Source organism: Pseudoxanthomonas sp. CF125 (genome assembly GCF_900104085.1).
Classification (GTDB): Bacteria; Pseudomonadota; Gammaproteobacteria; order Xanthomonadales; family Xanthomonadaceae; genus Pseudoxanthomonas_A.
This window is the reverse complement of record NZ_FNLD01000001.1, coordinates 2,094,565-2,117,934: the sequence shown is the minus strand read 5'-3', so window position 1 is coordinate 2,117,934 and position 23,370 is coordinate 2,094,565. Positions and strand designations below refer to the sequence as shown.

14 protein-coding genes are annotated in these 23,370 nt (G+C 65.1%); 2 read left to right on the top strand and 12 right to left on the bottom strand.

Annotated elements, in window-relative coordinates:
* Together BLR66_RS09415 and BLR66_RS09410 are read left to right on the top strand one after the other, a co-directional pair.
* Positions 1–2,763 (top strand): Ig-like domain-containing protein (locus BLR66_RS09415; RefSeq protein ID WP_143014599.1); only part of this gene is annotated, 2,763 nt, incomplete at its 5' end.
* Entirely contained in the window at positions 2,760–6,464 is a 3,705-nt protein-coding gene (locus BLR66_RS09410; protein WP_143014598.1) for a hypothetical protein, read from the top strand. The genes BLR66_RS09415 and BLR66_RS09410, both read left to right, overlap by 4 nt.
* Positions 6,465–6,569: 105 nt before the next feature.
* Here the strand turns inward: BLR66_RS09410 and BLR66_RS09405 are convergent, their stop codons facing one another.
* The 12 genes from BLR66_RS09405 to BLR66_RS09350 form a co-directional block, all read right to left on the bottom strand.
* Positions 6,570–8,630 carry an oxidoreductase gene (locus BLR66_RS09405; RefSeq protein WP_093284029.1) on the bottom strand — a complete coding sequence of 687 codons (2,061 nt, stop codon included), beginning with the start codon at positions 8,628–8,630 and terminating at the stop codon, positions 6,570–6,572.
* A gap of 3 nt (positions 8,631–8,633) precedes the next feature.
* Positions 8,634–9,947, bottom strand: coding sequence for an APC family permease (locus BLR66_RS09400; RefSeq protein ID WP_093284025.1), 1,314 nt, complete (start codon positions 9,945–9,947; stop codon positions 8,634–8,636).
* A 142-nt stretch (positions 9,948–10,089) separates the two neighbouring features.
* Complete coding sequence (locus BLR66_RS09395; RefSeq protein ID WP_093284021.1) at positions 10,090–11,382, bottom strand: Xaa-Pro dipeptidase; 1,293 nt, start codon at positions 11,380–11,382, stop codon at positions 10,090–10,092.
* Complete coding sequence (locus BLR66_RS09390) at positions 11,379–12,449, bottom strand: aromatic ring-hydroxylating oxygenase subunit alpha (RefSeq protein ID WP_093284017.1); 1,071 nt, start codon at positions 12,447–12,449, stop codon at positions 11,379–11,381. The genes BLR66_RS09395 and BLR66_RS09390 overlap by 4 nt, the downstream gene beginning before the upstream one ends.
* A 17-nt stretch (positions 12,450–12,466) precedes the next feature.
* Positions 12,467–12,847 carry a hypothetical protein gene (locus BLR66_RS09385; RefSeq protein WP_093284012.1) on the bottom strand — a complete coding sequence of 127 codons (381 nt, stop codon included), beginning with the start codon at positions 12,845–12,847 and terminating at the stop codon, positions 12,467–12,469.
* Positions 12,848–14,878, bottom strand: coding sequence for a S9 family peptidase (locus BLR66_RS09380; protein WP_218119608.1), 2,031 nt, complete (start codon positions 14,876–14,878; stop codon positions 12,848–12,850).
* The gene (locus BLR66_RS09375) at positions 14,875–17,439 is read right to left on the bottom strand and encodes a CehA/McbA family metallohydrolase (protein WP_093284008.1); all 2,565 of its coding nucleotides are present in this window, start codon (positions 17,437–17,439) and stop codon (positions 14,875–14,877) included. Before BLR66_RS09375 ends, BLR66_RS09380 begins: the two co-directional genes overlap by 4 nt.
* Positions 17,436–18,761 (bottom strand): acetyl ornithine aminotransferase family protein, encoded by a 1,326-nt coding sequence (locus BLR66_RS09370; RefSeq protein ID WP_093284005.1) that lies wholly within the window; start codon positions 18,759–18,761, stop codon positions 17,436–17,438. Before BLR66_RS09370 ends, BLR66_RS09375 begins: the two co-directional genes overlap by 4 nt.
* Before the next feature lie 31 nt (positions 18,762–18,792).
* The gene (locus BLR66_RS09365) at positions 18,793–19,551 is read right to left on the bottom strand and encodes a CoA-transferase subunit beta (protein WP_176943817.1); all 759 of its coding nucleotides are present in this window, start codon (positions 19,549–19,551) and stop codon (positions 18,793–18,795) included.
* Between the two features lie 23 nt (positions 19,552–19,574).
* Positions 19,575–20,429, bottom strand: a complete 855-nt coding sequence (locus BLR66_RS09360) for a CoA transferase subunit A (RefSeq protein ID WP_093283995.1) — start codon at positions 20,427–20,429, stop codon at positions 19,575–19,577.
* Positions 20,426–21,994, bottom strand: coding sequence for an aldehyde dehydrogenase family protein (locus BLR66_RS09355; RefSeq protein ID WP_093283989.1), 1,569 nt, complete (start codon positions 21,992–21,994; stop codon positions 20,426–20,428). Before BLR66_RS09355 ends, BLR66_RS09360 begins: the two co-directional genes overlap by 4 nt.
* Positions 21,991–23,331: an aminotransferase family protein gene (locus tag BLR66_RS09350; RefSeq protein WP_093283984.1), complete on the bottom strand. Its 1,341-nt coding sequence runs from the start codon at positions 23,329–23,331 to the stop codon at positions 21,991–21,993. The genes BLR66_RS09355 and BLR66_RS09350 overlap by 4 nt, the downstream gene beginning before the upstream one ends.
* Positions 23,332–23,370 lie beyond the last annotated feature (39 nt).

Below are 23,370 nucleotides of genomic sequence, written 5' to 3'. Positions count from 1 at the left end.
GCGACGATCGATGCGGTCAACGACACGGCCGGACCGGTTCCCGGAGCCAGCGGCGGCACGGCGGTCACCAATGTACTGACCAACGACACGCTCAACGGCGCAGCAGTGGTGCCGAGCCAGATCACGCTCACTCCGGCCAGCAGCGGGCCGATCACGATCAATGGCGACGGCACGGTCGATGTGGCCGCCGGTACCGCCGCAGGCAGCTACGCGGCCAGCTACCAGATCTGCGAAAACCTCAATCCGGCCAACTGCGACAGCGCCATCGTCAATGTCTCCGTCGGCGGAGCCACCATCGATGCCGTCGATGACGTGGCGGGACCGGTCAATGGCGCTACCGGCGCTACCGCAGTAATAAACGTATTGGCCAACGACCAATTGAATGGCGTGCCGTTGTCGCCGGCTTCGGTGGCCTTGATCCCTACCAACGTTCCACCGCTGACGATAAATCCGGACGGCAGCGTAGACGTCGCCGCCGGCACTCCCGGAGGCAGTTACGGCGCAAGCTACCGCATCTGCGAAAACCTGAATCCTGTGAACTGCGACAGCGCGGTGGTCACGGTCACCGTATCGGCCGCCGTCATCGATGCGGTCGACGATCAGGCAGGGCCGGTAGGAGGCGCACAAGGCGCTACCGCCCTGATCAACGTGCTGGACAACGACACACTGGGCGGGGCGCCCGCCACTTCCGGCAATGTGACGCTGGCGCCGGTCACGCTGGGACCCATCACGATCAACGCGGACGGCACGCTGGATGTGGCGGCGGGAACGCTTGCCGGAACCTATACCGCCGGCTACCGCATCTGCGACGCAAACGATGCTTCCAGCTGCGACAACGCCACCGCTACCGTAATCGTGGTGGCTACGCTGGTGGAGGCGGTGGACGACGCCGGCTCCACGCCCCAGAACGTCGCGCTGTCGGTGCCGGTGCTCGACAACGATCTGTACAACAACGCACCGGTGCAACCGTCCCAGGTGACGGTAACCGTCGCCACGGACCCGGCGAACGGTACCGTGACCATCGCCGGTACCGGTGTCATCGGCTATGTACCCGACACCCACTACAGCGGCCCCGATACGTTCGACTACACGGTCTGCGAATCGCAGGCGGCCTCCAGCTGTTCCATCGCGACGGTAAGCATCGTGGTGCTGGCCAACCAGGTGACGGCCGTGGACGACCAGGCCAGTACGGTCCAGCCCGACCCGGTGGCCATTGCCGTACTGGCGAACGACACCGCGACCAGTGCGCCGCTGGATCCGGCCTCGCTGACGATTTCGTCGGCGCCGGCGAACGGAGCCGTCGCTTGCGCGCAAGGCGCTTGCACTTATACCGCCGCTGCCGGCTACTCCGGACCGGATAGCTTCGTTTACAACATCTGCGATGTTTCCCAACCGGTGCGGGTGTGCGATTCCGCTTCCGTCGGGGTGACCGTGCTTGCCACGCCGGTGCTGCTCAGGTTGACCAAGCAGGCCGGGCAGAGGACCGCCCGTGTCGGCGATCTGGTGCGCTATACGGTTACTGCCGAGAACATAGGCGAGGTCGATGCAGTCGCGGTGTCCCTGCTCGACACCGCGCCTGCCGGATTCACATTGGTGGACGGCCAGCTGCAAGTGGACGACCTGGACGATGCGGGCGCAGTCGTCGCAACGCGGCCCATGCGCGTCGATGCCCTGGACATACCGGTGGGCGGCCGCGCGAGCGTCGTTTACTTCCTGCGCGTCGGCGCCGGCGTCGGCCCGGGCGTGCACACCAACCGTGCGGTCATGCAGGACGCCGCCGGCGAGGCCATCAGCAACGTCGCCACGGCCGATGTGGAAATAGAGTCGGATCCGCTGCTGGAAGACAGCCTCATCCTCGGCACCGTATTCAACGACACCAACGGCAACGGCATACAGGAACCGGGCGAAAGAGGACTCCCGGGGGTCCGTATCGGTTCGGTCGAAGGCCTGATCATGGAAACCGATGCCTATGGAAGGTTCCACCTGGTTGGCGTCAGTGGGGGCGCCTCGGCCCGCGGCCGCAATTTCATATTGAAGGTCGATACGGCGACTTTGCCGGCCGGCAGCACTTTCACTACTGAAAATCCGCGGATCCGCCGCATTACCCCGGGCATTCCCGTGCGCTTCGATTTCGGGGTGAAGGTTCCCGAAGGCGGGATCGGCGGTGGAAGCGCCAAGGCCATGGTCGAGCTGGGCGAGGTGTTCTTCGAGTCCGGGCGCGCGACCATCGATACGCAGTACGAAGACCTGTTCCAGAAAATACTCGAGCCCATAAAGTCGGCCCGGGGCGGCCGGTTGCTGATTACCGCCCACGCCGATGCGGAAGATCTCGCCCTGCGCAGGGCGCTGGCGGTACGCACCGCACTGAACGGGAAACTGGATGCGGCGGTCGCCGCGCAGACGGTCATCGAACTGCAAACCGAGATCGACAAATCCGAAGCGCTTCTGACCTTGGACTCGAATGTCGTCCTGGGCGACCTGCTATTCGATACCGACCGCGCAGCGATCCGGCCGCAGTACCGGAAGCTGATCGAACAGATCGCCGAGAACATCAACCAGCGGGGAACGGGAACGATAGAGATCGCCGGCCATGCCGACATGCGCGGAAGTGCGGAACACAACCTTGCGCTGAGCCAGCGCCGGGCCGATGCGGTTTTCCGGGAGATCGCCGCCTTGCTTTCGGAAGAGGCGCGGCAGCGATTGCGTGTGGTGGTGTCGGCAACCCCTACGCCCCCGGCGATGTCGGCAGGAGCCAGGAAATGATCATGACCACAAAGCAGTCGTCGGTGAAGATGATCGTTCGGGCCTTCTTGCTGCTGGCGGCCACGGCGCCCGCTCTGTCGGCATGGTCCGCGGAAGCGCCCGGCCCGCAGGCGCCGAATTGCGGACCCGACGCATGCCGAAAAGGGGACGGCCTGATCTTCCGTATCCACAGCCATGGCGAAACCCAGCCGGCCCGCGCCGGAGACGACGAGTCCGCATTGCAGGCCAGTCGCCGGGTACAAATAGCGGCGGTGCAGGACAACCGCGGCACCAGCGGTGTCGGTGAGGAGGGCCGGGCGGTCATCTCCGCCGAAACCAGCATCGAGCTGCCTCAGGGCGGCCTGGTTTGGGCGACCGAGGACCCGGCATTGGCCTTGCCCGTGCTCAACGTGCAAGGCGCTTCGATGATCGCCTTCGAGCAAGGCCGCATAGCGGGCCCCGTTCGCTTCCATGCCTATAGCAACTATCCGGCGTTCATCGAGCGCCTTGAGGTCCTTATCTACCGTGGCGGCGATACCGACCTGGTCACTCCGCTGGCGACGGTGCCTGTGCCTGTCGGGATCGTCGGCACCGCCGAATGGGACGGCGCCTTGCCTGCCGGCATCAATCTGCGCCTGGGCGATGAACTGCTCTACGTGGCCCGCGCCTATGGAGCGGAAGGCGCTTTCGACGAGACCCACGCCCAGCGATTGAGGCTGGTGTCGCCCGCGGACCTCGCCCGCAGCGCTTCGTCCGCTCAGGATCAAGCGCAAAGGACGCTCGGGGTGGCGCTGGATGCGGACTCGGCGCAGTCCCGCCAGATAAGCAACGCGGTCTATGGGCGGAATGCATTGCGAATGCAGAACATCGCATTGCATGGCTCGCGCATCCGCTTGCAAGGCCAGGATATCGCGGCGGGTACGCGCCTGAGCATCAACGGACAGAACATTCCGGTCGATCAGGAGGGGAAGTTCGCCGCCGAGTTCCTGGAACCGGTAGGAATCCATCGCTATCTGGTGACCGTCACTTCCGATAACGCCGTGGTGGAGCGGTCGATAGAGTTGAACGTCACCGGCCGCTATACCTATCTGGTGGCGATGGCCGACCTGACTCTTTCCAAAAACGAGGTGAGCGGCAACGTCGAACCTTTGGCCGGAGACGAGAACTACGAAGACGGCTTCCTGAGCGAAGGCAGGTTGGCGTTCTATCTGAAGGGGAAAGTACGCGGCAGGTTTCTGCTGACCGCACATGCCGACACGCGCGAGCGCGACATCGAACATCTCTTCGACGGATTCCTGGACGCCGATCCCCAGGACATCTTCCGCCGGCTCGATCCGGACCTGTATTACCCCGTGTATGGCGACGATTCCAATACCTATCGCGATGTCGATACCCAGGGAAAGCTGTATGTGCGCGTGGATTGGGACCAGAGCCAGGCGCTATGGGGAAATTTCGCTACCGGCTTCACCGGCACCGAGTACGGTCAATACAACCGCTCGCTCTATGGCGCGGCATTGAACTGGCGCTCGCGTCCCGCCACCGCCCTGGGCGAACCGCGCTCGTTGCTTAAAGCGTTCGCATCCGAAGCGCAGACGGCGCTGGGCCACAGCGAGTTCCTGGGGACCGGAGGCAGTCTGTATTACCTGCGCCATACCGACGTGCTGCGCGGTTCGGAACAGGTGGTTCTCGAAGTCCGCGACCGCACTACCGGCCGTACCGAAGCGAGGGTGAACCTGCGCCAAGGCGTGGACTACGAGATCGACGCGCTGCAAGGCAGGTTGCTGTTGACCCGTCCGCTGGCGCAGCTGACGCGCGAGAACGTGCGCACGCTCAGCCGCGATACCCCGCTGGACGGCTACGAGCAGCTGCTGATCGCCGATTACGAGTACGTACCGGTCGGTTTCGACGCGGACGATGTGAGCATGGGTTTGCGCGGCCGGCACTGGTTCGGCGAGCACCTGGCGTTGGGCGCTACCTATGTCGACGAGAATCGGAGCGGCGACGACTATCTGCTGCGCGGCGCCGACCTGACCCTGCAGGCGGGTCGGGGCACCTATCTGAAAGTGGAGGCCAGCCGCAGCGAAGCGACGGTGGCGCCGCTGTTCTATTCCGACAACGGCGGGCTCAGTTTCATCCAGCGCAATGCAGCGACAGGCGCGCGGTCCGGCGACGCCCGCGCAGTCGAGGCCCGGGCGAATTTGAAAGAACTGGGTTGGACGAAGCAGGATTGGACCGTAGCGACCTGGTGGCGGAGAGTCGATGCCGGATTCTCGGTTTCGCGCTTCGATACCGGAACCGGGACAGAGGAATACGGCGCCGAGTTCGTGGGCTATTTCACCGACAACCTCAGCCTGTTCGGGCGCTACACCTACGCCGAACGCGGGGACGCGTCCCTGGAGCAGACCCAACTGACCACCGATTGGCGGATCGGAAGCGACGGGCGCCTTGGTGCCGAACTTCGCCACGTGGACGAACGCACCGCCGCCGGCAGCGCAGTCGGCATGCTGGCTGCGGTCAGCTATCGTCACCAGGTTACCGAAATGCTCGAGTTGTATGGAGTGGGGCAGTACACCATCGACGACGACGATGGACGTTACGCGCGCAACAACCTGGCGACGGCCGGTGCGCGCTACCTGTTCGGGGATCGCTCCAGCGTTGGTGCGGAAATCAGCAGCGGCAGTCGCGGCCACGGGGGAAAGTTGGACCTGGAGACGCGTGTGGGCCCGGACCATACGGCGTACGGCGCCTACAGCTACAGTACAGACACCACTTCGCGGGAGCCGCTGTTCGACCGTGGCCTGCAAACGGGCTGGACCCTGGGCCAGCGCTGGCGTCTGAACAACCAGACCAATGTGTACAACGAGAGCCAGTACTTGAAGGACACAAGCAGCGAAAGCGCTGGCCTTGCCCACACCTTCGGCCTGGACTTCATGCCTTCGCCCGGGTGGAACCTGGGCCTTACCGTGATGGACGGTGACCTCGATTCCAGTTCGGGGCATGTGGACCGCAGGGCTTACAGCGTCAGCGGCGGCCGGACCGATCCGCGTACGCAATGGTCCAGCAAGCTAGAGTACCGAAAGGACAGTGGGGCCGAGCAACGGGAGCAATGGGTTACCACCAATCGTCTCCTGTTCAAGATCAACGACGATTGGCGCATCGCCGCGCGGGCCAACTACGCCGATACCCAGGACGACCTGAATCCGGCGGCGAGCGCGAAATTGGCGGAAGCCAACGTGGGATTCGCATGGCGTCCGCACGACAACACGCGCTGGTCGGCATTCGGCAAGTACACCTACCTTTACGACGTGGCCAGCCTTGGGCAGGAGGGCGGCAACCGTTACGACCAGCGCTCGCAGATTCTTTCCTTCGAAGGGATCGCCCAGCTGGACGATCGCTGGGAAATGGCCGGCAAAGTGGCCAGCCGGCGGGGCGACTACCGCGCTGGCCGCGGTACGGGGCGGTGGCTGAAAAGCGACGTGGAATTCGCGGCGATCCAGGTGCGGTACCACCTGATCGCCAAATGGGAAGCACTGGCGGAATACCGTTGGCTCGGAGTGACCGACGGTGGCGACAAGCGGGGTTGGCTGGTGGGGGTGGACCGGCAGATCGGCGACAATTTCAAGATCGGCGTCGGATTCAATTTCACGGAATTCAACGATGATCTTACCGATCTGGAGTACGACAACCGGGGCTGGTTCCTGAATCTGTCGGGCTACTATTGAGGATAGCCGTTACGCGAATGCGCAAGAGCACGAAGGCAATGGACTCGCGGGTTTCTGATGGTCCTGGTCTTGGTTCAGCCTTCTTTTGCGGACGCACACCCGCGGCTATTGCGCCGCATGGAAATGGCGCTTGAACGCGACATCGCCGGTGGGATCGGCATCGAGTTCGCGCGCATAACGGTGGCCCTCGTAGACCGCGTGCGCGATGAGCCCCGGCGCATGCGCATCGCCGATGCAGCGCACCGAGCGGATGCCGGCGCCGGCCCATTCGGCCTGGCGCGACAACAGCGCCTGGTAGAGCGCATCGTCGGGCAGCCTGGCGGTGATGGCCACGACCGCATCGCATTCCAGCGTGCGCGTCTTTCCGCTCCAGACCTGCTCGAGCGACAGCGTCGTACCTTCGAAGCCGGTGATGTTGTGCGACACCACTTGCTCGACCTCCAGCTCGGCCATGCGGACCTGGATGTGCCGGTAGTCCAGCGTATGCACGCTCCATGAGGCGATGGTGTCGTCGGCGGTCAGATAGGCGACTTCGCAACCGCGCTTGCGCAGCGCTTCGGCCAGCACGCTGGCCAGGTAGAAATAGTCGTCGTCGAAGATGGCGACGCGGCCCTGCGGCATGCGTCCGTCCATCAGGTCGTCGGGAGTGAAGATGCGCTCGTTGCCTTCGAAGCCGGCGATGCCCAGTCCGTTGCTGCGCCCGTAGCCGTCGCGGCGCCAGTGGCAGCCGGTGGCCAGCACCACGTGCTCGGCGCCGAAGTCGAGCACGTCCTGCGCGGTCAGTTGCGAATCCTGGTAGATGCTCACGTTCTCCATCTTGCCTATCTGGCCCACGCGCCAGTCGCGCACGCGCGCCCATTCCGACAACCCGGGCAGGCGCGCCTCGCGGCTCACGCGGCCGCCCAATTCCTTGCGGCCTTCGGCCACGTTCACTTCATAGCCGCGCTGGCCCAATGCGCGCGCGGCTTCAAGACCCGCCGGACCGGCGCCGACCACCAGCACGCGCGAATCGGACTGGCGCGTGGCGATGTTTTCCGGGTGCCAGTCCTTGCGCCACTCTTCGCCCATGGTCGGGTTCTGCGTGCAGCGGATCGGCGAAATGGTCATGTCGCCGGACACGCAGATGTTGCAGCCGATGCATTCGCGGATGTCGTCGATGCGGCCTTCCTCGATCTTCTTAGGCAGGAAGGGGTCGGCGATGGACGGACGCGCGGCACCGATCATGTCCAGCACGCCGCGCTTGATCTGCGACACCATGGTGTCGGGCGAAGTGAAACGGCCCACCCCGACCACCGGTTTGGTGGTGGTCTTCTTGACGAAATCGATGAAGGGTTCCTGCGCGCCTTCGGCGGCGAAGCGCGAAGGCAGGGAATCGTTGTACCAGGCGGCCACGTTGACGTCCCACAGGTCCGGGATCTCGGCCAGCATGCCGACGATGTCGCGCGCTTCGTTCAACTCCACGCCGCCGGGCCCCAGCAGCTCCTCGGTGGCGAAGCGGATGGCCACGGCGCAGGTGTCGCCCACGGCGTCCTTGGTGTCCTGCAGCACTTCGCGCAGCAGACGCACGCGGTTCTCCAGCGAACCGCCGTATTCGTCGGTGCGCTGGTTGCGACGGCGCTGCAGGAAATGCATGGCCAGCGACAGATCGTGCCCGGCGTAGACGTAGATGATGTCCATGCCTGCGCGCTTGCCGCGGATCGCGGCCTCGCGATGCCAGCGCCTGTACTCGCGTATGTCGTGCAAGTCCATGGCGCGGGCCTGCGCCGGGTAGCCGTACTTGGACGGCTGGTGCGAAGGCGCGATCAGCACTTCGCGCGAAAAAAGATTGGAAGCGGTCGGCCCGTTGTGCGAAAGCTCCAGCGCCGCCAGCGCGCCGTGCGCATGCACCTTGTCGCTCATCAGCGCCAGCGCGGGGATGTCGCGGTCGTCCCACAGGCGCGCCTCGACGTACGGCGTCAGATCGCTGCTGGGGTGGATCTCGCATTCCTCGGTCGAGATCACCGCCCAGCCGCCTTCTGCTTTCACTTCGCGCATCGCCGCATGCGCCAACGGCATGGCGTGGCCCATGCCGTTGCAATGCGGCACCTGGAAGAAGCGGTTCTTGGCGGTCACCGGACCGATCTTGATTGGTGTGAACAGCAGGTCGTAACGGGGATCGCGAGCCATGGATCAGGACCGGTTGAGGCGGGCGCGAAGGATGCGCATGAAGATATAAAGCGGAAGGCCGCAGGCCGCCAGCACCAGCGCCATCATGAAGGCTTCGTGGCCCATGCCGATGAAGGCGAAGATGGAATAAGCCGTTCCCAGCGCCGAAATCAGCACCAATCCGCGTATGGCTTTGTCGTCCAGGCGTTTGCCGCGATACCACAACACCGCCAGCGCAAGCGAGCAGCAGAGATACAGCGGCAGGTTGGCAGCCGTGACCACCTGGCTCAAGACGGTGAAGCCGTTGACCAGCGACTTGCTGTAGTTCATCAGGATCATCGCACTGGCAAGCAGCGCGGTGACGATCAACGCGAAACCCGGAGCGCCGCGCCGGTTGTTGCGCGAAAGGAAGGCGGGCAGCACGCCGTTGTCGGCCATGGTGCGGGTCAGCTCGCCGACCAGCAGGGTCCATCCATTCAACGCTCCCAGTCCGCTGACGACGACGAACAGGGCCAGCCAGCGGCCCACGCCCTCGCCGACGAAACGATCCATCAGCAGCGCGAACGGTGCCGGCGCGTTGGCCAGTTCCTGTTCCGGCAGCAGCAGCATCGGCACGGTAGACACGATCAGGTAGATCGCCGCGGTAAGCAGGGTGCCGACGAGGGTGGCGCGCGGGATCGTGCGGCCCGGGTTCTCGACGCGGGAGGCGGGAACGGTAGCCGACTCGATGCCCAGCATCGCGAACAGAGCGATGGTGGAAGCGGCCATCGCATCGCCCAGCGTGATCGGTTTGCTCGGCAGATGCGAGACATAGGCTTGCGGCGCTTCCACCAGCATCCACACGGCCAGCACTGCGATGGCCAGCATCGGTAGCAGCTTCAGTACGGTGGTTGCTATCTGCACGCTGCCGCCGGCGCGTACGCCGCACAGGTTGATGATCACGAACGCCCACAACAGGCCCAGCGCGAACAGCGAGGGTTGCAGCTGTCCCAGCTGCGGAAAGACCGCGGTGATATAGGCGACCACGCCGGTCGCCAGCGCCGCATTGGTGATCCACAGGGAAACCCAATAGCACCACAGGGCGATATAGGCGGGCAGTTCGCCCAGCGTGCTACGCACATAGCCGTAGGGGCCGTCGGCATTCGGCAGCTCGCGCGCCAGCCGCGCGAACACCCGTGCCAGCGCGATGCAGCCGACCACGGTGATGCCCCAGCCGATGGTCGCGTTGAATCCGTACGGCGCCAGCGACGCGGGCAGCAGAAAGATGCCCATGCCGATGCAGTTGCCCACTACCAGGGCGGTGCAGGTCCAGAAGCCGATTTGCTTGGATTCGTTCATCAGAGTTCCTGCGGGCCTGTTAAATAATAGTCGTCATCCCCCGAAGGCGGGGACCCAGCGACTTGCGGCGCGATGAGAGCAAAGTCGCTGGGTTCCCGCCTTCGCGGGAATGACGATGTGAGGGTGCTTGATTCGCAAGAACTCAATCCATTGACACAAGTTGTCCGGCCTTGATTACGCCCCTAACCTCGCGCAAACACTCGACATCCTTCAGTGGATCGCATTCCACTGCAACCAGATCAGCGAACTTGCCCACGGCAATCGATCCCAGCTCCTTCTCTTTCCCAAGCAAGGTGGCCGAATCGATGGTCGCCGACTGTATCGCCTGCAGCGGCGTCATTCCGTACTTCACCATGTAGGCGAACTGGCGTGCATTGTCGCCATGCGGATAGACGCCGGCATCGGTGCCGTAGGAAATGTTGACGCCGGCCTTGACCGCCTTGCGGAAGCCCTGGCGCTGGGCGTCGGTGGTTTCCAGGTTCTTGCGCATGATTTCCTCGGACCAGCCGGCTTGGCGGCCGACGGTGTCGATGTAGTCGCCGTTGTAGATGTCCGCATCCAGCCAGGTGCCGTACTGCTTCATTAGGGCGATGGATTCGTCGTCCATCAGCGACCCGTGTTCGACCGAACGCACGCCGGCGCGTACTGCGCGTTTGATGCCTTCGGCGCCATGGGCGTGGGCGGCGACGAAGGTGCCGTGCTTCTTCGCTTCCTCGACGGCCGCACGGATCTGGGCTTCGGTGTATTCCGATTGGCCCGGCTCCGTACCCGCCGCCAGCACCGCGCCGGTGGCGATGACCTTGATGAAGTCGGCGCCATGGTCCAGCAGGTAGTCAACGTGCTTGCGGATTTCCTCCTCGTTGTCGGAGACCCCCAGACGGAATTCTGCCGGAACCACGGTACCCGCAGGCAGGCCGGTAATCTCGCCGCCGCCGCCGCTGATGGTGATGTAAGCGCCGGCCACGAACATGCGCGGTCCCGGCACCAGCCCGGCGTTGATCGCATCGCGCAGAGTCACGTCGGCCAGGCCGCGGAACACGCCGACATCGCGCACGGTGGTGAAGCCGGCGCGCAGCGTGTCGCGCGCGTTCTTGGCGCCGATGAAGGCGTCGCGACCGGGATTGCTTTTCAGTGGCGCGGCGGGATCGGCGGACTGGCCCTCGTCGGCCAGATGGGTGTGCATGTCCATCAAACCGGGGACAACGGTGTAGGCCGACCAGTCGAGGACATGGCTGCCGGTGGAAGCGGCGTTCCATGGCGCTATGGAGACGATTTTTCCGTCTTCTATTCCTATCGCCTGGTCCGCCAGTACTTTTCCCGTTTCGACATCCAGCAGATGCCCGGCGCGGACGACGGTGCGTTCCACGCAACCCGCAGCGGAAGCGAATGCGCAAAGCGAGAATGCGGCGACCAGCAGGGAAGCGCGAACGGTCATGCGGTCGCTCCGGTATCGCCGGCATAGGCCGCGCGCAAAAGATTCTGGAAATGCCAGACGCCGCTTTCGCGTTTGGGGCAAAGCCGGCCGGCCTCGTAGAAGCCCGAGGCCAGGCCTTTCTGCACGGCTTCGCAGATGGTCACGTCCTCGATCTGCACTTCATCGCTGAAGGCCTGGTCGGCGGCGATGCGCGACATGGCCTTGTCGTCCTGCGCGTAGTAATAGTCGAACTCCACCCGGCAGCGTCCCGGACCCAGCGGCAGGATGCGGTTGGTCTGCAGACGGCCGGGCATGATGTTGAGCATCACGTTGGGGTAGACGTGGTAGTAGAACGCTTCGCCCTCGCCATAGAATTCTCCGCCGTCGCGCAGCGGCGAGGACTGCAGCGAGTACCAGGGGAAAAGCTCGGTGTCGTAGGCACGGTAATCCAGCACCTTGGACAGGCCCGGATGCACGTGGGGCAGGTGGTAGCCCTCGAGGAAATTGTCGATATAGACCTTCCAGTTGCAATCGATGTCGTAGGAGTCGCGGCGCAGGTAGCGCATCGCCGACAGGTCGATCGGGGCGATGCGTTCGACGATGCCGCCGTACACTTCGTCGAAAGCCGGCACGTCATCGCTCAAGGCCACGAATACCAGTCCCTGCCATTCGTGCACGCGCAGCGGCGGCAGGCGGATGTCGGCCACGTTGAAATCGGCCGCCGCCTGCATTTCCGGCGCGCTGCGCAGCTGGCCTTCCAGCGTGTAGGTCCAGCCGTGGTATTTGCAATGCAATGCGCGCGCGCCCTTGCCGTTGCACAGCGCCAGCGGCCCGGCGCGGTGGCGGCAGACATTGGGGAAGGCGCGCAGTACGCCGTCCTGTCCGCGGATCACGATCACCGGCACCTCGCCGATCTTCTCGACCACATGGTCGCCGGGTTCGGCCAGCTGGCTGTGTTGCGCCACCAGTTGCCAGCTGCGTGCGAATACCGAGCGCTGTTCCATCGCCAGCATGCCGTCGCCGAAGTAATAGCGCGCCGGCAAAGCGCTCGCCAGCTCCAGTTCCTTTGCCGTATCAACTGCCCGCATCGCGTCCTCCTGTAGTTTTAAGCTTCGATCTCGCCGAGCTCCGGATGTGTAACGTTCCACAATCCGCTTCCCCGCCGCAGCTGCATTGTGCGCGTTCTGCGCGCCGGCGTCCGCCGCCACGCGATTCTGGCGTCGCTTTTGAAGAAGTCATCAGTTCGCTCAACGCGAGAATAGATGTAGCCGACGTTACTGTAGGTCAAGCCATTTTGATCGATGGCCTGGCCACCGGAAAGAAGGTGCGCATCGATCGCGTCCTCCCGAGCGTAATCTTTCAGGTCATCATCCCCGCGAAGGCGGGGATCCAGCGACTTGCGCGCATCGAAAGCAAAGGCACTGGATCCCCGCCTTCGCGGGGATGACGGTTTGTTTTTGTCGCGTGCGAACAATAACGCTGGCATTCAGGGCTTCAGGAACTGGCCGTACCACGCCAGGTTCCGCTCGAGCCGGTCGCGTAGATAACTCGGTACCGTCAGCCCATGGTTCTCGCCCGGGTAGATCACCAGCTGCGTGGGCACGTTCAACGAGCGTAACGCCTGGTACATCTGTTCGGCGCCCAGGCAGGGCACGTTGAAATCCTTCTCCGCGCACTGGAACAAGGTCGGCGTCTTGATCCGGTCGGCATGCAGGAACGGGTAGCTGGCGCGGTCGTATTGCTCGCGGTCGTTCCAGGGCGTGCCCAGCTCCAGCTCGTATTCGCGGATGTACTGGTCGTGACCGAACATCGCGTACATGTTGGAGGCGCCGGCTCCGCTGACCGCAGCCTTGAAGCGGTTATCGCGCGCGATCACCGCATTGGTGAGGATGGAACCGTAACTCCAGCCGCCGATGCCCAGACGGTCCGGGTCGGCGACGCCCATGCGCACTACATGGTCGACACCGGCCAGCACGTCCTGCACATCTTTGTTTCCCCAGTCGGCATAGATTGCCTTGGCGAAGTCGAAACCCCTGCCGGAACTGCCGCGCGGATTCACCGCGACGATGGCGTAACCCTGCGCGGCGTAGGCCTGCCAGTCGGGCATGAATTCGTGGCTGTATTCGTACACCGGCCCGCCGTGCAGACGCAGCAAGGTAGGATAGCGCTTGCCCTTTTCGTAGCCCACCGGTTTCATCAGCAGGCCTTCCAGCTCCGTTCCTTCCTTGTTGCGGAAACGGATCTTCTCCACATCGGCAAGCCGTTTTTCCGCCAGCCATGCGTTATGTCCGCCCAGGGCGCGCAATCCGTCGGCGTCCACCGCGGAAACCTCGTAGGGCTGATGGTCGTCGCCGCCCAGCACCACGATGCGGCCGTCCGCGGAAACGTCGAGGTCGTAATCGAAGCGGTCGCCGTGGGTGATGTCGGCGACCTTGCCGTCGGCCAGGTCGATGCGCGACAAGTGGGTGACCAGGCTTTGTTCGACCAGCGCGTAGATGCTCCTGCCGTCGGGCGCCCAGCGCGGCTTGTAGAAGCAGCGGTCTATATCGGCCGGGATCGTTTCCTTGCCCGTGGCCACGTCCACCACCGCCAGTTGCCACGGAGCGTAATAGATCCATTTGTCCTCGCCACTGCGCAGGTAGGCGATGCGCCCGCTGTCCGGACTCCACGCCGGCCGCGTTTCCCAGTACGGATCCAGATCGGAACCGGGGAAGGTGGTCAGCTGCCGCTCCTTCGCGCCGGCTCTGGGTTCTATCGCGTAGAGATCGAAGTTGAGGTGCCGGTCCGGGTCCGGTCCGCGCTTGGTGACGTAGGCGATCAGCTTGCCGTCGGGCGACCACGCCGGCAGCAGTTCGTCGTGCGCGCCGGAGGTCAGCTGTTCGACCTTGCCGCTGGCGATATCGAACAGGTACAGATGCTTGCGCCGCGCGCCCAGGTAATCGGCGCCGTCTTCCTTGAACTGGTAGCGTTCGGTGACGATGGGCGGCGGGTTCTTCGGCTTGGGCGTGCCGGCGGGAAACTCCGGGTCCATCACGATCAGGGCCAGCTTTGCGCCATCGGGCGACCAGACGAAATCCTCCACGCCGTCGGCGAAGGCGGTGAGCCGGCGCAGCCGCGTTCCCTGTGCGGACATCAGCCAGACCTGGGTGTTCTGTTCTTCTTGCTTGCCATCGGCGTCGCCGGTTTTCGCGGCCTTGGCGGTCTTGCGGTCGGACAGGAATGCCAGCCAACGACCGTCGGCCGACCATTGCGGCCGCCACTCGCTGCTGTCGGGCGTCGTAGTCAGCTGTTTGCGATTGCGGCCGTCGTAATCGACGCGCCACAGATCGGACTGGGCCATGTCTTCCTGCAGGTTCGCTGTGGCGACGGTGTAGACCAGCGACAGTCCATCGTTGCTGAGGTCGGGTTCGGTAAGGTCGGCCAGCCGGGCCAGATCGGACGGCATGAACTTGTCGCTTTCCTGCGCTTGCGCAGTGCTTGCCGCCAGCGCCAGCAGCAACATGGCCGTCGTTTTCATCTTTTGTTCCCCTGTGGCGACCGGCTTTCGGCGATGGCGCGATAGCGCTCGCGCGCCTGTTGCAGATACTGCAGCGTGGCGCTGCGTTCCTCGGCGTCGTTGTAGTCGTCGCGCGCTGCGGCGGCCTCGATCACGCGATCCAGCCAGCGGGCGAAATAAGCCGCGTCCTGCGGCGCACTGGCGGCCCTGGCATCGCCCAGCCAGACCGGATTGGTGGTCGCGTACGGATACAGGTCCATCACCTGCGGGTCGGCGCCATCGTTCCAGGTGCGCAGCAGCACCCAGCCGTCTTCCAGTTCCAGCGTGCCGTCCGAATCCAGACTGCGGCGATCGCCGGACAGATCGAAGACCTTCACCACCTTGCCGTTGTTCACCAGCTCCAGGTGGTCCATCGCCACCGGCGAGCGCAGTGCGATGCGATAAGCATGCGACCGATTCGACGGCGTCGTTTCCCCAGGTTTCCTGCCGTCCACCAGCAGGCCCAGCAGCGGCCCGTTGCTGACGAAACCGTGGCCGCCTTTCAATGCGGCGGCGAGCGATGTGCCGTCGCGGCGCCCGCCAGTGTCCAGGAACACGCGGTTCATGCCCACCGGACCGCGCAGCGAAGCGTAGTTGGCCATGGCGTCGGTGCCCGCGCCGGCGGCCAGGCGCAGGCCCAGGTTGAGCAGGCGGTACCAGACCGCAGCGGTGGCCTTGTGGTCGGAGAAGCCGATTACTTCCAGATAGTCGATCTTGCCGTTGATGGCGTCGGCCGGCAGCACGTTGCTCAGCACCGGATCCTTGTCCGGATCGGGGAAGGTATCGAACGGATGCACGTAGCCGACCAGCCCATGCTGCGCATGCGCCAGGTCGGCGATCACGCCGTTGTGCGGATAAGGACTGTCCAGTGCGGTATGGCGGTAGGCGGAGAAATCGGGGGTGAGGTAGTGGTCGTCCAGTTGCAGCAGTCCCAGGTGTCCCCAGAAACTGGTGTGATACTCCTGCGCCTGCAGCAGGGTGGTGCGCGCGGTGCTGGCCGCATCGGGCCGGGTACTGAAGTAGCCGATGTCGGGGATGCGTTCTTCCTTGTTGACAATGGTATTGAAGACCACGTCCAGATCTTCAGCTTGCGCCTGGCGGACGAGGTTGGCAGGAGTGTTGCGGTAGTGGCCGCCGTAGTTCATGTGCACGTGCAGGTCTGCGCTGACCCAGTCGCCGAACGGAGCAGGCAGATGTTGCGGCTGCAGTTTGGCGGTGATGTTGGAAACTCCGCCATCGCCCACTTCGACTTGCTGTCGCCAGGGCGAGTACTGGAATCCATGGCGCACTTCGATGGAAGCCTGCCCGGCCGGCAGGTCCAGCAGGCACGGGGACGCGCAATGGAAGTAGTGGGTTTCCGAAGACTGCACGGCGCGGTCGAAACCATCGTCGGCCTGCATCCACGCGTCGGCGGGCGCATGCGCGCGCGCATCGCTGCCGGTCGCCGATACGCGTGCGGGTATTGGCTTGCCGTGTTCATCGACGATCCGCAGCAGCACGCGTCCGTACGAGATTTTGCGAACGGACTTGGCGGGCGCCAGCGTCGTGGTCGCGCCGCCGACCGTGTCCATGACCCGCAACGCGGTGTTGCCGTCGCGGTTGTCGATGAAGGCGATGCGCTTGCCGTCGGGCGACCAGCGCGCATTGCGGCGGTCGTATTCGCCGAAGGTCAGCGGCAGCGGCGCCACGCCTGCCGGTGTGGTCAGCCACAGCTGCTGCCATTGGCGCCCGCGATAACTGCCGTAAAGCAGCCGCTTGCCGTCGGGCGCCAGCTCAGGCCGCGCGCTCCAGCTGGTTTCCTCGCTGAGAATCTTCCGCGGCCGCTGCGGATTGGCCACCTCGACCGCCCACAGGTCGCCGGTTCCCCAGGCGACTTCGGCATTGCCTACGTAGTAAAGCGTCTTGCCATCGGCCGACCAGGACGGATTGATGGCGTGGTCGAAGGCCGAGTAGTAGTAGCGATCGATCTTGCTGCGCCGTTCGCCGAGCAGCGGGCGCGCGTTGCGCAGCTGGTTTCCCTGCAGATCGGCAATGAACAGGTTGAAATGCCCGCTGCCTTGGGTCGATACCCATGCCAGGCGTTTTCCGTCGGGCGACAGCCTGGGCTCGACGTTGACCGCACCGCCCGTAGTCAGCGGCTGTTCGTCGCCGCTGGCAAGATCCAGGCGCCACAGCTCGATGCCGTTGCCGTCGTAGCGCGAGAACACCACGCTGCCGCCATCGCGGCTTATGTCGGGCTGGTAGTCGTAGGCGCTACGGGCATGGGTCAATTCGATCGCCCGATCGCTGCCGATAACCTGCTTCCACAGCGAGCCGCCCCTGCTGTAGACCAGCGCCTTTCCGTCGGGCATGAAACTGGCGGAGGAAGGGCCGGTCGTCAGCTGCGGAATATAAAGTTCGCGCCAGTAGTAGCTATGCGGCAGGTCGACCTGCTTGAGCACCGGTTCGCGGGCGGCTTGCACCGGACCGGTCAGCAACAGCGCCGCCAGCAGACACAGCGAGCGCTGGCAAAGCGAGAGCCGGTACGCAGGCCTAGCAGTCATACGGTCCCGCGCAAAGCCTGATGCAGGCTGGTGCGCAGCATCTCCATCGCTTCGTCCACCTCGGCGACGCTGGTGGTCAGCGGCGGCATGAAGCGCACCGTGCTGACGCCGCAGGAAAGCAACAACAGGCCGTTGTGGAAAGCGCGGGTGACCACGTCGTCGCACAGGCCGCGCGCCGGGGTGCGGTCCGCGTCGCTTTCGATCAGTTCCATGCCGATCATCAGACCCTGGCCGCGCACCTCGCCGATGCAGGGGTAGTCGCGCTTGAGTTCGTGCAAGCGTTGCATGAAATGCGCGCCGACCATGGCCGCGTTATCGACCAGTCCACCGCGCACCAGGTCCAGGGTCGCATTGGCGGCCGCGCAGGCGATTGGATTGCCGCCGTAGGTGTTGCCGTGCGCGCCGCGCTTCCACTGCGACATCAGGGATTTGCGCGCCACCACGGCGCCGATCGGCAGGCCCGAGCCCAGGCCCTTGGCCAAAGTCATGATGTCCGGAGAGACGCTGGCGTGTTCGCAGGCGAACATCCTGCCGGTACGGCCCACGCCCGATTGCACTTCGTCGAAGATCAGCAGGATGCCGTGTTCGTCGCACAGCGCGCGCAAGCCGGCCAGGAATCCCGGCGGCGGCACCAGGTAACCGCCTTCGCCCTGCAGCGGCTCCACCAGGATCGCAGCGACTTCGCTCGCAGGCACGCTGCGCTCGAACAGCATGCGGATGTAGTTCAGCACGGCCTTGCCCTGGTCGTCGCCGGCGAACAGCGGGCGATACGCATTGGGGTAGGGCACATGGGTCACGCCCGGCATGGTCGGCGCGAAGCCCAACTGCTGGGTGTACTTGCTGGAAGTGAAGGACAGCGAACCCATGGTGCGGCCGTGGAATCCGCCCAGGAAGCCGATGAAGCGCGGCCGTTTGGTCACGTAGCGCGCCAGCTTCAACGCGCCTTCCACCGCTTCGGTGCCGGACTGGCAGAGGAAGCTCATCGCCGGTTCGGCCATCGGCGCGACCGCGGCCAGACGTTCGCCGAGCGCGGTCATGTTCTCGTGCCAGTAATCGCTGGAGATGTGCAGGAAGTCGTCCGCCGCCGCCTTCACCGCCGCCACCACCTGCGGATGCGCATGGCCGGTGGCGCATACCGCGATGCCGGCGGCGAAATCCAGGAAGCGGTTGCCGTCCACGTCCCACACTTCGGTGCCGCGGCCGTGCGACATGACGAAGGGATAGTCGCGCGGATACGAGGGCGAAATCACCTCCGCATCGCGCGCGATCATGGCGCGGGCCTTGGGGCCGGGAAGTTCGGTCTTGAGGTGGGGGATGCTCATTGCGGGCCTTCGGGGGATTGGTTGCGGGACGTCAGAGAGGAATGGCGACTGGCCGGGCATGCGCCTGGCGGGTGCGCGCGTGCAGGGCGCGCAGGATCTCCAGTTCTTTGGCCTCGGGCGGATCGACGATGCCCACGTGCGCGGCCAGCGTCAGCGGCCAGCCGACCGCGGCGCGCGCTTCTTCCACGCCGACGCCGGAGAACAAGGCGGCCAGTTGCAGTTCCTGGGTGTCCGGGTGCGGCTTCAGCAGGCCGAAATCCGTGATCACCGAGCGCGGTCCGCCGCCGGGGGCACCGCTGCGCGCACGCGCGCCGGAACCTTGCAGGTAACCGGCCGTGGTACGGAAATCCAGTTCGGCTACGAAGCTGCGCGGGGTCGCCTTCAACATCACGAACGTCTCCCGCGCATGGGTGGCGATTTCCGGCGCGCCGCCGGCGCCGGGCAGGCGCGTGTGCGGCGTGTCGTAACTGCCGATCACCGTGCTGTTGAGATTGCCGTAGCGATCTATCTGCGCCGCGCCCAGGAAGCCCACATCGATGCGACCGGCCTGCAGGTAGTAGCTGAAGATTTCCGGAAGCGGGACCACGCAGGTAGCGGTGCGGGCCAGTTCGCCGTCGCCGATGGACAGCGGCAGCACATCGGGGTGCGTGCCGAGCGTGCCCGACTCGTACACCAGCACGATCTCCGGCGCGTGGGTAAGGCGGGCCAGATTGCACGCCGCACTGGGCAGGCCGATGCCGACGAAACACACGCAGCCGTCCCACAGCAAGCGCGAGGCCGCTATGGTCATCCATTCTTCGCGCGTGCAGATCGTCACGCCGCGTCTTCCAGCAGGCGGCCAAGAAAGTCGCGGTGATCGACGCTGCGCAACACATGCCTGTCCATCCAGATCAGGAAGCTTTCGCGGTCGCGGGCGATGGCGTCCCAATGCTGGTAGAAAGCGTTGTCCCGTTCGTAATGCCCCTGCGCATAGGAGGGATAGGCGCCGCCGGGGCAGTGCACCACCGCGCTCACCAGCCAATGGGGAAGCAGGACGGCATTCATGGCTGGGGCCAGGTTATCGACCAGTTCTTCCACCGTAACCACCAGCGATTTGGCGGCCAGCGCTGCTTCGCGCGCGGCGCCGACGATGCCGTGCAGGGCGATGTTGCCCTGCCGGTCCGCGCTTTGCGCGTGCAGGATGGTGACGTCGGGATTGATCGCCGGCACCGCCGCCAGCATTTCTCCGGTGTACGGGCATTGCACGCGGCGGATAGCGGGATTGTGCGCCGGCAGATCGGTATCCATGTAGCCGCGCAGCACGCCGAACGGCAATCGCGCCGCACCGGCGCAATAGGCGGCCGCCATGCCGGCGTGGTTGTGTTCGTCCAGTTGCAGCGGCGCAGGCCAACGCCGCTCCACCGCATCGCGCAGGCGGTGCAGGGAGCCGACGCCGGGATTGCCGCCCCAGGAAAAGGTCAGCTTGCGCGCGCAGCCCATGCCGATCATCTGGTCGTAGATCAGATCGGGCGTCATCCGCACCAGGTGCAGGTCGTGGCGGCGCTGGCGGATGATCTCGTGGCCGGCCGCGAAGGGGATGAGGTGGGTGAAGCCTTCCAATGCGACGCAGGTGCCGTCGTGCACGTGTTCGGCGATCGCATCGGCCAAGGTGAGGAAGCGCGCGCTCACTCCACCACCGTGCGCGATTGTTCGCGCAGATACTGCGCCAGGTAGTAGAACGAGGCGATGGCCTTGCCGGTAGTGCCCGAACCTTTCCAGCCGCCGAAAGGCTGGTAGCCAGGCCACGCGCCGGTAGTGGCGCCCTGCGGCCGGTTGGCGTAGGTGACGCCGGCTTCGATGTTTTCGAAGAAGTAGTCGAGCTCTTCATCGTTGCCGTAAAAGCCCGCAGTCAGTCCCAGCGGCGAATCGTTGGCAAGCCGCATCGCTTCTTCGATATCGGAAACGCGGCACAGCATGACGATGGGCAGGAACATTTCTTCCCGGAACAACGGATGATCGGCGGGCGCTTCGGCCAGGGTCGGCGCGACGAAATAGCCTTGCGCCAGATCGCCTTCGGCCAGGCGTCGCGCGCCATCCAGCACGCGCCCGCCGTGCTGGGCCAGCAGGGTCGAATAGCGGTCGTAGTTCTTCAGCGCGTTGGCGGTGGTCGCAGGCCCCAGCCAGTTCTCCTGCAGGCGCGGATCGCCGATGCGCAGAGCCTGGATCTTCTCCTGCAACTTTTCGATCAACGCATCGGCGACTACTGCGTCCACGTACAGGCGCGATAACGCCGAGCACTTCTGCCCGCCCATGCCGAACGCCGAACGCACGATGCCGGTGGCCGCGCGTTCCAGATCCGCGTTGGCGGTGACCACGCAGGCGTTCTTGCCGCCCATTTCGGCCAGGCACGGCCGCGGATAAGCGCCGTCCGCCATTGCCCGGTAAATGCGCATGCCCACGTCGAAGGAACCGGTGAAAGTGACGCCGGCGGTGCGCGGATGATCGACCAGCGCCTGCCCGACTTCGCCACCGTTGCCGTTGAGATAGTTGAAAACACCCGCTGGAAATCCGGCATCGCGCAGGCAGTCGGCCAGCAGGCGCCCGGACCAGGGCGTATCGCTGGCGCTCTTGAACACCACCGTGTTGCCGGTGACCAGCGCCGCGGCGACCGGGCCGCCGGCCAGCGCGAACGGGAAATTGAATGGCGCGATCACCACCCAGGCGCCGTAGGGACGCATCACGCTGCGGTTGCGGGAGCGGAAGTCCGGTAGCGGATCGTCCGGCAGCGGGCGATCGAAACCCTGCTGGCGTTCGAAATCCTCGGCGTAGTGGCGGAAGAAATCCGCCGTCTCCTGTACTTCGCCCAAGGCTTCCATGCGGTTCTTGCCGACTTCAAGCGTCAGTGCGGCCGCGATGGAGTACACGCGTTCTTCGATCAGCGCAGCGACGCGTTTGAGCAGGCGTACGCGCTCGGCCGTGGCCGTCGCACGCCAGCCGGGGAAGGCGGCATGCGCCGCTTCCATCGCCTGGCCGGCCTGGGCGATGTCCGCCAAAGCGAAACGGCCCAGCACCAGGCGCTGGTCGATGGGGCTACGGCGTTGCTCCGAATCGGCGCCCGCGCATTCTTTCCCGTCGATATGCAGCGCATGCGAGGCGCCCAATCCAGCCTCGATTCCGGCCAGCGCCGCATCGAAGCGGACATGCAGATCCGCCGGCGGGTCGAACATGGTGGCGTAGGTCAGCTTGTAGCTCATGCCGACTCCCGCTGGACATCGCCCACCCGTACGCCCATCTCGCCGATCAGGCGATCCAGCAAGTCCAATGCATCGGTCAGTTCGTTTTCCTCGATCACCAGCGGCGGCGCCAGCAAGATCAGATTGCCGCGCGCGGCGAAGGACACGCCTTGTTCCAATGCTTCGTGCAATAGCGCCTTCAGCGTCGGGGCCATCTGCGGCCAGGGCGCCAGCGGCGTACGGCTGGCACGGTCGGAAACCAGTTCGACCACCGCGAACAGGCCATGGCCGCCGCGCACCTCGCCGATCACCGGGTGGCGCGACTGCATGCGCTGCAGCGACGCCAGCATCCGCGCGCCGAGCGAGCGCGAGCGTTCGATGAGCTTCTCGTTCTCGTACGCCTGCAGCGCGGCCACGCCCGCCGCGCACGACAGCGGATGGCCGCAGTAGGTCAGGCCGGTGTAGAGCATCTCGTGCTCCAGGGACGCTGCGATTCCAGCGGACACGACCACCGCGCCGAGCGGCAGGTGCGCGCCGGTCAGGCCCTTGGCCAGCGTCATCAGGTCCGGCTTGGCTTGATCGCCGTGACGCTGCCAGGCGAACCATTCGCCGCAACGGCCGAAGCCGCTCATCACTTCGTCGGCGATCAGCGGAACGCCGCGTTCCAGGGTCAGTTGCCGCAGCAGCGGCCAATAGTTGTCCGGCGCGACAATGCCATTGGTGCCCGCGTTGGGCTCCATCATCACCGCAGCGACGCCGTCGGCGCCGTGCCGATCAATGGCACCGGCGACCGCGGCGGCGGCGCGCTCGCCGCATTGTCCGTCGCTGTCGCTGCCGAAGGGGCAGCGATAGGCGTACGGCGGCGGAACGTGCAGTACGTCGAAGTTTTCGGGATCGACCTGCAGCCGCGTGCGCGAATCGCCCGACAGAGCCATGCCCGCGTAGCTGGCGCCATGATAGGAGCGGTCGCGCGTGATCACCTTGCCATGCGGCAAACCGCGTGCCTGCCGTGCGAACTTGACCGCGTGCTCGTTGGCATCGGCGCCGCCCAGGGTGAAGAACACGCGGCCGCCGTCGAATCCGGATTTCTCCAGCAACATCCCGGCCAGTTCCGCGCGCGGCTGCGCGCCCCAGGCCGAAGTGACGAAACACAAACGCTCGGCCTGTGCGCGGATGGCGGCGACGATGTGCGGATGCTGGTGCCCCAGATTGCTGCATTCGGCCAGACTGCTCATATCCAGGTACTCGCGCCCCGCGTCGTCACGCAGGCGTGCACCCTGGCCGCCGACAATGGTCGGCGCCCGCCATTCGGACTGCACGCACCAACTGTGCAGCACGCTGTCGCGCTCACTGGTCACAATTCATCCCGCCCCCGGCTTTGTGCGGTAATCGAACAC

What these genes read in the sequence shown, in the direction of transcription:
- BLR66_RS09370 (WP_093284005.1), bottom strand. Translation starts at nt 18,761, where the DNA reads ATGAGCATCCCCCACCTCAAGACCGAACTTCCCGGCCCCAAGGCCCGC.
- BLR66_RS09410 (WP_143014598.1), top strand. Translation starts at nt 2,760, where the DNA reads ATGATCATGACCACAAAGCAGTCGTCGGTGAAGATGATCGTTCGGGCC.
- BLR66_RS09380 (WP_218119608.1), bottom strand. Translation starts at nt 14,878, where the DNA reads ATGAAAACGACGGCCATGTTGCTGCTGGCGCTGGCGGCAAGCACTGCG.
- BLR66_RS09405 (WP_093284029.1), bottom strand. Translation starts at nt 8,630, where the DNA reads ATGGCTCGCGATCCCCGTTACGACCTGCTGTTCACACCAATCAAGATC.
- BLR66_RS09400 (WP_093284025.1), bottom strand. Translation starts at nt 9,947, where the DNA reads ATGAACGAATCCAAGCAAATCGGCTTCTGGACCTGCACCGCCCTGGTA.
- BLR66_RS09395 (WP_093284021.1), bottom strand. Translation starts at nt 11,382, where the DNA reads ATGACCGTTCGCGCTTCCCTGCTGGTCGCCGCATTCTCGCTTTGCGCA.
- BLR66_RS09375 (WP_093284008.1), bottom strand. Translation starts at nt 17,439, where the DNA reads ATGACTGCTAGGCCTGCGTACCGGCTCTCGCTTTGCCAGCGCTCGCTG.
- BLR66_RS09365 (WP_176943817.1), bottom strand. Translation starts at nt 19,551, where the DNA reads ATGACCATAGCGGCCTCGCGCTTGCTGTGGGACGGCTGCGTGTGTTTC.
- BLR66_RS09390 (WP_093284017.1), bottom strand. Translation starts at nt 12,449, where the DNA reads ATGCGGGCAGTTGATACGGCAAAGGAACTGGAGCTGGCGAGCGCTTTG.
- BLR66_RS09385 (WP_093284012.1), bottom strand. Translation starts at nt 12,847, where the DNA reads ATGCCAGCGTTATTGTTCGCACGCGACAAAAACAAACCGTCATCCCCG.
- BLR66_RS09355 (WP_093283989.1), bottom strand. Translation starts at nt 21,994, where the DNA reads ATGAGCTACAAGCTGACCTACGCCACCATGTTCGACCCGCCGGCGGAT.